The sequence below is a fragment of the Parachlamydia sp. AcF125 genome (assembly GCF_018342475.1).
Lineage (GTDB): Bacteria > Chlamydiota > Chlamydiia > Chlamydiales > Parachlamydiaceae > Parachlamydia.
In genome coordinates, this window is sequence record NZ_JAEMUD010000002.1 from 440,173 (window position 1) to 454,571 (window position 14,399).

At 39.7% G+C, this 14,399-nt stretch carries 3 protein-coding genes; 1 reads left to right on the forward strand and 2 read right to left on the reverse strand.

Translation table 11 applies throughout. The features are described 5' to 3' along the window. Window positions 1–184: 184 nt before the first annotated feature. Entirely contained in the window at window positions 185–6,286 is a 6,102-nt protein-coding gene (locus PARA125_RS05940) for a hypothetical protein (RefSeq protein WP_213157801.1), read from the reverse strand. Window positions 6,287–7,480: 1,194 nt separating this feature from the next. Beyond that, complete coding sequence (locus PARA125_RS05945) at window positions 7,481–10,303, reverse strand: GTPase family protein (RefSeq protein WP_213157802.1); 2,823 nt, start codon at window positions 10,301–10,303, stop codon at window positions 7,481–7,483. A gap of 717 nt (window positions 10,304–11,020) precedes the next feature. Between PARA125_RS05945 and PARA125_RS05950 the strand changes: the two genes are divergently transcribed. Beyond that, entirely contained in the window at window positions 11,021–13,906 is a 2,886-nt protein-coding gene (locus PARA125_RS05950) for a GTPase family protein (RefSeq protein ID WP_213157803.1), read from the forward strand. The last annotated feature ends 493 nt before the right edge of the window (window positions 13,907–14,399 follow it).

The following is a 14,399-nucleotide window of genomic DNA, read 5'->3' on the forward strand; positions in this document are numbered from 1 at the left end:
ACAAAGGCAAGCCCGTTTCGCGATAACGCTTGTAGTTTTCTCAAATACGCCTGTGATTTCTCTCGAATAAAATCAGCTTATTTTTTGTCCTAAGCGTTATTTTTAGCCAGGATGTTTGAATTTAGCAAAAAAATGGGGCGGGCTGCATAAGCAATCCCAAGCCCCATTCCTATTCACAAGCCTCTCAATTTCTTAGAAAGCCCCGCACTTTTTGCGTATCTGTGTCTGATGAGATGTTCAATCGATCAAACAATTCCTGAATATCTACATTTCCACTTGTAGCTATTTTATTTAGCTTGTCGGCTTTTGTTATAGATACTTTATCCGAAGAAATCTTGATGACATTATTTTCGATTTTATAATCAGCCTCTTGTATGCCTAAAAAGTTAAAGCTTAGGAGGTGTAATTTCAACCACTCGATAGTCATATCATTTGTGCAGTAAATTCTGTAATGGTAATTGTAAGCACCATCTTTGAACTTAAAGCTATCTAACCCTATTTCTATCGCAATCGTCTCCTTTTCATCCTGTTTATTAAGCTCTCCATCGGCATCCAAATTTTTTACTGTTTTACTAGAATTTTGACGCAGCTGATTAGCAATCTCATCAACTTCTTGTTGATGATGTTTACGAATCTCTTTAGATTGCTGCGCTTGAATTTTCTCTTTACGCATGGATGCATGGACTCCATACACATAACAACGAGGAAATTCTTCAGTACGTAAATACTTCGCTCGATCTAGCTTACAAAATTGGCTGAAGTCGTTAAACTGCGCAATAAATTGGGCTTGGTTTGGGCCTCTTAGCTGGTTGATCATAATCCTCACGTTTTCTAGAGCAAGGATCCCACAACTCGAGCTGTCCCCTCTCTGTTCTGCAGATTGATTACTTTTAAATTCTTTGAGCGAAAAATCGTTGCGCTCAAAAATTTTCTTAAGAGCATCTCCTAGTTGGCCCAGCGAATCCTTATAGAGAACCGTAATTTTACCGCTAGTTTTGTCTTTGATTAAGCAAAAGGCAACCCAATGCAGATCTGCTATGTTATACACACCTAGTACAGGTTTTTGTTCTATCACGCGTTTGATCTCATCCAGTCTTCTCTTATTCAGCTCACCCGCGCCTATAGGCTGCAAAATATGAAAGTCTCGGCTATCATTTTTGAAAAGCTCTGCCTGGATCGCATGAATATCGGTCGCCTGATACCAATAATCATAGACGTGGGATTGATTAAAGGCATTTTGCTCTTCTAGAGTGAGAATTTTTTCCTTATCTGCGCTAGATGAGACAGGAGAAGGGGCTGAGAGTGAATGACTCGCAATCACAGAAGCATCTTGGTAATAGCGATCAAGCTGCAATTCAGCCGCATTTTTTTTCATTCTCGCTTCATCGACATAAGTGCCTTTGCCTACCAGCTGAATCTCTATCTCTTTTAGATAATCTTTTACAATCTCAGCAAGATGAAGGCTGCCCCCTGTGAGAGATTCCAGCTCAATCTCCCAACGGGTATAAGGACTAAGCATTAAATTGCCTTCACTCATCTTCCCATAGGTGCTATTACTTTGAATAGGCTTTCCTGTGCTCCTATCTCTTTCAAAAGCATACATGAGTTCAAAAGAGGTATTGCTTGGGATAGAATAGAGAGTGTTGTTATACTTATAGTAGGAATAACCTGAATGGCGTAAATAAACCTTACACCCTTTCAGCCTCCTTTCTAATTCTTCTCTTTTATCAGTAGGAACTAGAGAAGAGCATTTTATCTTTATTCCGATATTGCTGAATTTTACCGCAGAGCACCCATTTAAAGCGTTATTTACATCAGCGCTTAAAGTAATGTTTTTTCCCTGTAAAAGCTTCTCTAGTTTTTGCGTATGACCACGCCATATATAAAAAGGAAAAGCGTGACCTTCGCCGCTAAATTGAGCCTCAATAAGCGCATCGTCAATATTTTTATTAATTTCAGAGTAGTAAGCAGCTACTCTATTTTTTAAAGAACGAAGCTTTGTAGTCATTAGCTGCAGGCAAGCATCATCAGAAGGAATTTCTAAATATTGTTTTAAGTTAGCAAAATCTTTAAAAAACTCATGGGCGAAGGGGAAAGCCCACTGCTGCACAGCCCCTACTGCGCGACCATACTGCCCTAAAACAATATTGCGCTGGATCGATCGATCTAAGCGATCAATCGCCTCTTTGTGTTTGGGTTCTGTGATCTGGATACCTTGCACTCCAGCAGAATGAAGATGCGCCATATAATTTGCAAGTGTAGCCTGATCTCGGTAGGCGTGAATACGAGAATAAAGAGTCATTGAGGTTTCAATCGCTTCTTCCATTTGCTGAAAGATATGAATAAATCCCTCACCCGCCGCAAATCCTTGGGTAAAAATTTTGATTTTGTGCCTGACAGCTTCGAAAAATTTCTTAATTTCTAACATGCTAAAATCAATAGCTACCAAAGATTTGGTTTTCAACTCATCTTGGAAATGCTTAGCTTGATCTTCTAGTTGATGCAAAGAATTTTTGAAAGATCCCGCCACATTTCCTTGGTATTCTTGTAAGGCTTTAATAGCTCTTTCAGCATCTGTAATGGCTGCTTCTAATTCGTTCACCTTGGCTTGATCAGACTTTTGTTGATCTAATAACGCCTTACCTGCTTCAGCTACTGGCTTCATTTTTTGAGCAAAGTCTTTCATTTTATCTAGAGTAGTGGCATCTGCTGGCAAAGAGGGTATCGATCCTTTTTTCTTATTAATTAAGGCATCTAGCTGACCAATACTATTACCGATAGAATTAAGCTCACTGGCCCATCCTGAGGGATTACTTGCGATATTTAGTCCCGCAACAGCCAAACTAGCCACAATAGGCCCAGCTGGGGGAAATAGAGCCCCGATACCTTGAGCAGTAATCGATAAAACCCCCATAATCATTTTCTTTTTCATCTGCTCTTTTAAACGATCACGTGCCACTGCTAGCTTGGCTTTTGATCCCTCAGCATTTGCCTTAAGTTGATCGATTTCGTTTAAAAGAGTTTTAATTTCATCGTCAATTTTTCTTGTAGCAGCAGTAAGATTCTCCTTTAAAAGCTGAATCAGTTTTTCTGCTTCTTCAATTTTACCTGCTATTTGAGTTTCATATTCTTTCCTGTAATGTTCTATCAATTTATTTTTTTCAAGCTTGCTAAGTTTATTGATGCTATCTACAGACTGTTCTAGGAAAGCTTTTATATCTATAATTAATCTAGATTCGCGACTCGCTTCTAATTGGCAAATTCGGCTTAAGGCTGAGGTGTAAAGATATTGCAAGACTTTTATGTCTTCAGGCTTGCTAAGCGTCGCTCTTTTTGCGAACCCTTCAATTCTTTGTAGCAATGATCGATATAAGGGCAGAAAGGAAGAAGTCCCTCCCATTTTAGCAAACAGATCTTCAATTTTTTGGCTTTCTTCAATGAAAGCTGAGAGATTAGCCTTATCTTTCAGAGCTGAATTGCTTTCATATTTATTATAAATAGCTTCTATTGCGGGGTGGAAAACTTCATTCGCTTCGTTTAACTGTTGAGCTAAGTAGCATCTATATTCTAGTAGCTTGGCATTCACGTTGAAATTAACTTTTTTTGGATTGGTTAACCCTTTGCTACTTAACGCCGGAGGGGCTTTACCCGATACAGGTGGGGCTGATGTACCCCTCAGCTGAGGCTGTTCATGAGCATGCCCATTCCATCCATTATCTGGATTACCCCCTCTATGCCATGTTCCCCAGGCATTTCTACCATTATAGCCTCCTTGGCCTACTCTTCCAGCCCCTCCGTCTTGCCCTTTCAAACCCTTTTCAGCTTCTTTTTGATATTTTAACACCTGGCCAGATAAGGAGACAATTTCAGCTGTTCCAGCTAATCCGCCCAATCCTCCTTGGCCACCAGCCCCTGCATTGCCGCCTGGTGTTCCTGCTTTTCCATAGCTTTCACAAAGTTGATCTGTAGTATGTGCACCTGTTTTATTTTCAGAGCCATAGTGATCCCAGCCTTCAAATGTCCATCTTACAGTCGCATCATGCCCATTCTGCCCATGAGCCCCATCTCCCCCATCTTGCCCTTTTCCTCCTGCACCCCCATTGGTTAATATTTGCAGATTCTCCAGCCCTACAAATACATCGCCTACTCCGAAGAAATGTCCTCCGCTCTCGCCTGAAAGGCCTGCCAATCCATCCTCTCCATGGCCTCCATCTCCTTGGCCATGTGCGGCCTTAGCTTGTGGATGAGCTTTCCCTGCGCTTCCTGTTAAATTGATGATCCTCTTTCCATTATTAGCTCTAATATCCCAGCGTGGGGCAATAATTATAAGATTGACACCGTTGAGTTTGTCTGTTAAATCCTCATCTACGATCACAGTGTGGAGAGCCAAAATTAAAATTTCTGGGATTCCTTGCACAGAACTTTTGGCTAACTCATTTTTTATTTGACTAGTTCTTGGAAAAAAACCTTTTAAAATGAGTCTATTGCTTTTGGTTGTAATTAACGTCGAGGGTTTAGTAGCTCCATCCAATAAATTTTTCCATGTCGTTAAAGGAAGAGCGTAGTTCAATTCCGTATACCAATTCTCTTTATAGCAATAGCTTTCTTGGTCAGCTTTTGGCAGTAATTCTGTTAGGAATTTAAGCACCAAATCATGCTGTTGGGCTTCTTTTAGGATCCCTGGAGTTAAGCCTATTTTTCGATTTATATTTGCGGCATAATCAGCTAAGCCCAGCTGGATTTGAGGAAATTCTTGCAAGCGCTTCGCTAGCTTTCTAACCGCATCTTCGTTAGAGGAAGTTTTAAAAAGCTCAGCTAATGAAATTTGAATCTCTTTTAAAAGCTTAGGGGAAAAGTGTCGCTTAAGAACATTTTTATGAGAAGTAATAGCTTTTTGTATTACCCCACTGTGTGCAGCTGGCACTTTAACTTGAATTTTAGCCTCTCCTTTAGAAAGGTAAACGCTTTTTTGGTGAATCAACTCGAGGATCTTTTGCTTTTCCTCTTTCATACCCACCGCCCCTTGCCCTTGAGGCGCACTAAAAATGGTAAACTTTTCTTTATCTATAATATAACGCACGATTTCTCTAGCATCTTCTGGTAAAATGCCCTCTTCCAGATACTTTGTTAAATAGCGTTTTACTTCTTGGAGTGGAGATCCTGTCTGTCTTAATTGTCTTAACTTTTCTTGCTTCTTTTGAATCTTAGCGTCTGCTTTTCTTATTTGCTTGGCCCACTTCACTTCATTTTCTAAAAACTGTCGTTTGTCTTCTAATAAGTCTTGGATCTCCCTTTCTAATTCTTCTATCCCTTGTTGTGCTTTTACCTTTGTAACCACTAAGGCGATAGAATCGACTATCTTCTTGCGCCCTTCTTTGTCTTTACAGCAACCCATAAACTGCATTAGTTCATTTAAGGTGTTAGGAAAATCGGTACCTCTGTTGATAATATCCGGATATTGCAAAACTATAACGATCTTTAAAGCTTTGGTTCTTTTAATCACCTCAGCGCGCGTAAAAGCATTCACGATATCTTGAACAGCACCCTTAGTGTCACCAAATCCTGACAAATCCGCATAAGTAAAATCCTTACCTAAGGGAGAATAAGCTCCAGGAACTGTCGTGCAAGATCTCGTATTAGAATGGCTAACTGACACAATAGGATTAGAGGGATCAAAGACAAAAGCGCCGTTTGCAGCGGGAATACCAGCAATGGGGATGTCGTTAAGATAATTGCATAAAAGGCTTTTTCCCGAGCCAGTTCTTCCTACAAAGAGAATTGCTTTTTCTTTGATTTTTTTTTGGGCAAGCTCTTCTTGGCCTTCTCTGATCAGCTTCATGGTTTGCATTGCTAAATCTTTTTCATCAGCCTTAGGAGCAGCGGGAGCCGGTTCATTATCTCCTCCTCCTTTACCACGCTGGCCTACATAAAGGCCCAGCTCTCCATTGCTAAAAGAACTCGTTTTAAAGTAAGCCCCTTTCAAAAAGGCCTGAAAAGCAAGAGCACTATTGATCAGCCGCAATTCTTTAGGCATATTCTCCTGAAGAATAGGGATTTCTTTTCCACTTTTATCGATCACAAAGGCTTCTACTGTTTTTTCTGACTCAATATAAAAAATTTTTAATCTTTCTCCTAGCCTATGAGTAGGCACAAGGGCTTCTACTGTTCCTAGGGCGTGTCTTTGCACGAGAGTTATGGCATTAGCTTTTTCTTTTAAGTGTACGAGAGGTGCTTTTTCACTTTTTTCTGAAGGGACGATTACTTGTGAAAAGTTGTCTACTTGCATAGAAAATCCTTGCATATGCTTGCTATTGGTTTTTAATTTTGCCTCATTATCCCTTGAGGGAATACCTGCAGCTTATAAGGAAGTTATTCAAAATAACGCAAGCAAAATATTCATTTCTCAGAAGCCCTCAGATTTTAATACTCTAAATTTGACAGCAAGGGGGAGGATTAAAACAAACTTTTACAAAACTCAATGATATGCAAGGGGAAAAAGCTCACTTAAGATAGCAAGCTGTTAATATGGAAAAATCTTTAGATAGTGTGTCTTCGTACACGCCCCGATGCCAGTCTAGCGAATGATCCTACTGAATGCAAAGCCGTCGACATCTGCACATGTTCCATGAAATAAAAGCCTTTTTGTATTTAGTTTGGTTGTTAAAATTCGGTAAATTATTTTCTTTTAAGGTTACTTCAAAAGACATTTCGGCAGATCGCTTGCTTGCGCCATATGCGGCAAAAACCTCGAGGGCCTGTCTAATGTATAGTTACTAATATCTTTTGCTTTAAAGCCTTTTTACAAAGGGCTTCTATGGATTTTGTATCAAAAGTGGATAATCCAATTACAGCTTTTTTAAATGTTTTAGTATTTTTTCCTACTTAAATGCTAATAGAAGCTTGGCAAAGTATGCCTCGTAGGCGCTCTTATGCCTAGAAGAGCTAATTGGAAAGCTAGCTAGAGATTTAACGACTGGGCTGATCGAGCGGGTAAAAAGCCTCAAAGCTCAACGACATGGCCTAGTCGCCGCATGCCATTTTCTAGATAAATCTATGCCTAAATGTCCAAACAACGAGAAGTTTGAAAAATTAATGAAGGAATCCCTGATGCGGCCTCGTCTTTGTTAGCTATAATGGAGAGAAATATGAAATGAAAATGATACCTTGGGGAATTGTTCCTAAAGTTTGGCCTCTTATAACCATGGCGAATACACAGATGCCTAAATTAGCCTTCTTGAGCAGTGCATTTTAATCGGCTATTAATTTTTTCAGCGATTTTCACATAATTCTGACATCTAGCTTACCACCCAATCTTAGCTATTCATTGCTTGGATTTCCCTTTCTACTCTAGTATATTTTTTTTAAAAAAATCTAATCTGCATCTTGTCCTATAGAAAGAAGCAAGATGCAGATTTTAGGCTAATTCAAAAAATCCGTTTCTTAAATCTAGAAATTTCGGACTGAGACATTAGCCTTACTTTTAGAGCTGAATTGTTTTCATACTTGCGGAAACAGCTTTTATTGCAGGGTGAAAAATTGCATCGGTCTCGTTTAGCTGTTGAGCTAAATAACCTCTATATTCTTGTATTTTGGCAGTCGCCCTGAAATTAACCTTTTCTGGCTGCTTAAGACCTTTGCCACTCAAGCTTGCAGGCACTTTGCCTGATACAGGCGGGGCTGATGTGCCCCTCAGCTGAGGTTGTTCCCATGAGATCCCATTCCAATCGTTATTTGGATTGCCCCCTCTATGCCAAGTTCCCGAGGCATTTCTTCCATTATAGCCTCCTTGGCCTACTCCTCCAGCTACACCGTTTTGCCCATTTAGGCCATTTTTGGCTTCTTTCTGGAGTTGCACCACCTGGCCAGATAAGGAAACAATTTCAGCTGTACCAGCTAATCCGCCCAGGCCTCCTTGGCCGCCTGCTCCCGCATTGCCACCTGGCGTTCCGGCTTTTCCATAGCTTTCCAAAAGTTGGTCTGTAGTATGCTTACCGGTCTTACAAATGGGGCCGTAATGGTCCCATCCTTCGAATGTCCGCCTTACAGTAGCATCATGTCCATTTTGCCCATGAGCTCCATCTCCTCCATTTTGCCCTTTGCCTCCTTTTCCACCATTGGCTAATATTTGTAGATTCTCAACCCCTACAAATATATCCCCTATGCCAAAGAAATGCCCCCCACTTTTACCTGGAAGGCCAGCCAATCCATCTTCACCATGACCGCCATCTCCTCGCCCATTTGCAGCTTTAGCTTGCGGATGAGCTTCCCCAGCACTTCCTGTTAAATCAAAGATCCTCTTCCCATTATTAGCCATAATCTCCCAACATGGAGCAATAATGGTAAGATTGACACCGTTGAGTTTAGTAGTTAAATCTTCGTCAATAATTACTGTATGTAGGGCATAGATTTCCACTTCTTTAATTCCTTGCACAGAACTTTTCGCTAGCTCATTTTTTATTTGGCTAGTCTTTGGAAAAAAGCCCTTTAGAATTAGTTTACTGTTTTCCGTGGTAGTTAATGTTGACGGGTTGGTAACAGCATCCAATAAATTTTTCCATGTCGTTAAAGGAAGGGTATGGTTTAATTCCGTATACCAGTTCTCTTTATAGCAATAGCTTTGTTGATCAACTTTAGGCAATAATTCGGTTAGAAATTTAAGTACTAGATCGTGCTGCTGCGCTTCTTTTAAGGTTTGTGCAGTTACTCCGATTTTTTGATTTATACTATTGACATAGTCAGCTAAACTGATTGGGATTTGGGGAATTTCTTGCAAACGCTTAGCGAGCTTTTTAATGGCATCCTGGCCGGAAGAAGTTTTATAAATTTCTGCTAAAGAGGTTTGCATCTCTTTTAAAAGCTTAGGAGAAAAATCTCTTTTAAGAATATTTTTATTAGAAGTAATGGCTTTTTGTATTACCCCGCTATACGCAGCCGGCACTTTCACTTGAATTTTAGCCTCTCCTTTAGAAAGGTAAACGCTTCTTTGATGAATCAATTCGAGGATTCTTTCTTTTTCATCGCGCGTGCCAGTCGCCCCTTGCCCTTGAGGTGCACTAAAAATGGTAAATTTTTCTTTATCGATAATATAGCGCACTATTTCTCTGGCCTCTTCAGGTAAAACATCCTCTTCAAGATACTTTAGTAAAAACCGTTTTACTTCTTGGAGCGGGGATCCTGTCTGTCTTAATTGTCTCAATTTTTCTTGCTTCTTGTGAATTTTAGCGTTAGTTTTTTCTAGTTGCCTAGCCCACTTCACTTCATTTTCTAAAAACTGTCGTTTGTCTTCTAATAAATCTTGGACCTCCTTTTCTAAATCTTCTATTCCTTTTTGTGCTTTTACCTTTGTAACTACCAGGGTGATCGAGTCAACTATTCTCCTACGTCCTTCTCTCTCTTTGCAGCAACCCATAAATTGCATTAGTTCATTTAAGGTGTTAGGAAAATCGGTGCCTCTATTGATAATATCCGGATATTGTAGAACTATTACAACCTTTAAGTCCTTAGTTTGTTTGATCACTTCAGCGCGCGTAAAAGCGTTCACGATATCTTGCACGGCTCCTTTAGTGTCGCCAAACCCTGACAAATCCGCATAAGTAAAATCCTTATCTGAGGGAGAGTAAGCCCCAGGAACCGAGGTACAAGAGCGAGTATTAGAATGGCTAACAGGCATAATGGGATTAGCAGGATCAAACACAAAAGCGCCATTTGCCCCTGGAATTCCAGAGATATTGATACCGTTGAGATAATTACATAAAAGGCTTTTTCCAGAGCCAGTTCTTCCCACAAACAGGATCGCCTTTTCTTTAATCTTTTTTTGGGCAAGCTCTTTTTGGCCTTCTTTAATTAGCTTCATGGTTTGCATAGCTAAATCTCTTTCATCTGCTGTAGGAGTAGTAGAAGCAGGCTCACCGGTTCTTCCACCTCCTTTAACACGCTGTCCTACATAAAGGTGCATCTCTCCATTGCTAAAAGAACTCGTTTTAAAGTAAGCTCCTTTTAAAAATGCCTGAAAAGCAAGAGCGTTATTAATCAGCCCCAATTCCTTAGGCATGTTTTCTCTAAGGATAGGGGTCTCTTGTCCGTCCTTACCGATCACATAGGCTTTTACTTTTTTTTCTGGTTCAATGTAAAAGATTTTTAATCTTTCTCCTAACTTCTGAGTAGGCACAAGAGCCTCTATTGTTCCTAAGGCATGCTGTTGCACAAGAGTTACTCGATTAGCTTTTTCTTCTATCTGTACGAGTGGCGCTTTTTCACTTTTTTCTGAAGGGACGATTACTTGTGAAAAGTTGTCTACTTGCATGGAAAATCCTTGCGTATGTTTGCTATTGGTTTTTAATTTTGTTTTATTGCCCCGTGGGGAATACCTGCAGCTTATAAGAAAGTGATTTAAAATAAAGCAAGCAAAATATTCTTTTTTCAGATGCTTCAAACTTTGGTACTCTAATTTTGAATGCAAATGGAGGGGAACCAAACGGCTTTTTTAAAATCTAAATAAGCAAGATTGTTGAAAGAATAAAGGCGGATAGAAGAAAAACCAATACTTGCAACTTCATGCAATACTAACCTAGGCTTTTAAGTGCAGGCTACTATTAAAAAGCTAAAAAGCTTATCGCCATGTTAGTATCTACAGAATTAAGAGCAATCGTAATAGCTATGGCAAGCAAAATACCTATCAAATAGGAAAAAAGCTAAAAGATTGTGCTTTTAACATTTAGAGCTAGCACGTTCTGTACCTCAATAATCAAATAGCCAATTCGTGCCTATGAGCTTAATAGTAGCCAAGACACTCTAATCCTAAAAATTCATCAAACTTAGTTTATCAGCACAGGAACGCTTATTTTTCTCTTCCCAAAATAAAGCGCGTCCGCAAGAGGTAAGTAACGTTATTTCTCTTGTTTTTTTAAGGTAAAATATTTTCTTGCAGTATTTTTATTACCTTTCTATAAGATTTATACGGCTAAATAAGAAGATAAGAAAAAAATTAAAAAACGCTAACAAGCATACGCAAGGATTTTCCATGCAAGTAGACAACCTTTCACAAGCAGCTATTCAACCTGTAAAAATTGGAAAGACACCCACCCTACAACTGGGAGAAAAAACTAATAGGGTAACTCTCGTACAAAGGCGCTTGCTAGGAATAGTAGAAGCTCTTGTACTTACTCAGAATTTAGGAGAAAGATTAAAAATCATCTACATGGAGCCAGAAAAAACAATAAAAGCTTCCGTACTTGATGAAGACGGGCAAGAGACCCCTATCCTTAGAGAAAACATGCCTAAGGAATTAAGGTTGATTAATAACGCTCTTGCTTTTCAGACATTTTTGCAAGAGGCTTACTTTAAAACAAGTTCTGTGGGCAATGGAGAAGCGTGTCTTTATGTAGAGCAGCGAGACAACAGAGGAGAAAGGACTAGCGGGCCGACTTTCTTTGACACAGATTCTATTACTGAAGACTTAGCTAGAGAAACCATGAAGCTAATTAAAGAAAGCCAAAAAGAGCTTGCCCAAAAAAAGATCAAAGAAAAAACGATTCTGTTCGTAGGGAGAAGTGGTTCAGGGAAAAGCCTTTTATGCAATTTTCTCAATGGGGTTAACATATCGGGTATTCACGGGGCAAACGGTACTTTAGCCTTTGATCTTACTACTCCCATCATGCCTGTCAACCATTCCCCTATGAGGTCTTGTACAACGGTTCCGGGTGCTTACTCTCCAATAGATAAAGATTATACCTATGTTGATTTAGCTGGTTTTAGTGACACTAAAGGAGCTGTTCAAGATATCGTGAACGCTTTTACGCGCGTAGAAGTGATCAAGCAAGTCAAAGCCTTAAAGATTGTAATAGTTGTACCATTTCCAGACCTCTACATGAGAGGCCGTGATTTTCCTAACGCATTAGTTGAACTGATGCAATTTATAGGTTGTTGCAAAGATGAAGAAGGCCGCAAGAAAATAGTCGACTCTACTACTTTAGTGGTTACCAAGGTAAAAGCACAAAAAGGAAGAGAAGATTTTGAAGAAGAAATCAAGGAATTATTAGAAGACAAACGGGAGTTTTTAAAAAATGAAGTAAAGTGGACCAATCAAATAAAAATAGTAGACGCTAAAATTCAAAGAAAGCAAGAAGAACTAAGGCAATTAAGAGAGATGAGATCCCCTTTCCAAGAAGTAAAGCAATACTTATCAACTTACCTTGAAGGAGGTTTTTTACCAGAAGAGACCAGAGAAATCCTACGTTATATTATAGATAAAGAAAAGTTCACCCTTTTTAGTGCACCTCGAAGAGAGGGAACGTCTGGTAGGGAAGAGGAAAAAGAGAAGATTCTCGAATTAATCCATCGAAAAAGCAGATATATTTCTACCCCTGAGGCTAATACTCAGGTAAAATTTCCCCTTGCCCATGCAGAAGTCATTAGGAGAGCTATTACTTATTATCACAGCTCCCTAAAACGTCACTTTTCTTCTAAATTATTAAACGAGATTCAAGCCTCATTTTTTGCAGTATTTTTTAATTTTTCCTCTGATCAAATATCAATAAAAAAACTTTCAACGAGTCTGCAAAACATTCTTAAAACACCCGCCTCCCTAGCTAATTATGTGCTTAACATCCATGAGAAATTAGAGCTAAGTCAAAAAATACTAAATAAAGCTCGGCAACATAATTCAGTCCTTGAATTTTTAACAAGTTCATTACCACCCGATGAACAATCGCTCTATCCTTCTGAATTAAATTGGTGCGCAGATTTGAGCTACCCTACTCAATTTGATGCATGGGAGAGTTTATTTGAGGTAGCAAAAGTAAAAGCAACTGCACATACAACTTCAGATGGTCAAGTAACTTTTAAGGGTGGATTTGTGAGAACTAGCCAGATAAAAGAAGAGCTTTCAAAAAGATCTCCCCAAAAAATTAAAGACATCGAAATTTATGCTTTATATGCCGTTATCTTAGATGAAGATTTACCAGATCTAAAAGGCATTAATCTCACGATCATAGCCCCCTTCTGGCAAATAACTCAGGAAAGAAAAATAAATTTAACAGGGGGAAATGAAGAAGATCATAACCCAGATAACGCCCCACATGGCCAAGGAGATGGAGGCCACGGTACTAACGGCTTACCAGGCCTTCCAGGTAAGAGTGGAGGGAACTTCTTTGGCGTAGACGATGTATTTGTAGGACTAGAAAAACTCACCATCATCTCAAATGGCGGGAGAGGGGGTAAAAGGCAAAACGGGGGACATGGGGCTCACGGAAAGAATGGGATGGATGCTATTGTTAAGGCGACATTTGAAGGCTGGGATCATTACGGACCCGAATGTAAAACTGGTAAGTACACTACCGATCAACTATGTGAAAGTTACGGCATAGCTGGGACGCCAGGCGGCAACGCAGGAGCTGGCGGCCAAGGAGGATTAGGCGGATTGGCTGGTGCTGCTGAAATTATCTCCCTATCTAACCGCATGTTAAAATATTATGCAGAAACTAACAATGGCTCAAATGGGCAAGGCGGTATGGCTGGAACAGCAGGCCAAGGAGGCTATAATGGCAGAAAAGCTTCAGGAACTTGGCATAGAGGGGGCACTCCAAATAACGGATGGAGTCAAATTCCTGGGGGACAGCCTCAGCTGAGGGGCGCCCCAGTTCCACCTGTGGTTGGCAAAGTGCCTACAGAATTGAATAGTGAAGGATTGCAACAACCTGAAGTTGTTAATTTTGACGTAAATTTTAAATTATTAGCCTATATAAGCTACCTTGAAGAGCAGCTAGAGGAAGCCCCTGCCCTCCTTTCTCCTGCAATGCATTCCTTCTACAACAAATTTAAAAGCAACCTTACTTTACAAGGCAAAGGTACTACCCTAGCTCCCAGCGAAGAAGGGGTTGTCGAATGCTTGAGTGGCGAAAAAATTTAATGTAAGGATAATTAAACAAAGGTGGGAGGGTAGGAGAATTTTGCTCCTTCCTCTCTTACAAGCCATAAAAGCCCCCCCGTTCATCCTATCTCCCCCATCTAAATCGCAGAGGCGTGAATCGCCTCAAGATTGAGATTGCTATAGGACAGGACGGGGGAGAGCTTAATGAAAATGCCAATTTAACGTAAGCAGGATTCAAGCTATATTTTGAATTAGAGTTATTGAAAAAAGGGGGCTTAAAACCTGTAAAATATGCCTTCTGTGCATTTCCTTACAAAATGTACATTTTCAAACACTTGAAAAATCCTCCGAATAGTTGTTACAAACAGTTGGCTGGTTCTCGTTTTTGAAAGCTAAGTAAAAATGATAAATTTAGTCCAAATACAAGCCAAAATACGGCTTACCTAAACACTTTTAGCTTTTTTGCAAATAAATATAGTCCTTTTAAGACTCTTTCTTACCTGAAAAACGTGAATAAAAAGCTCTGTACTTT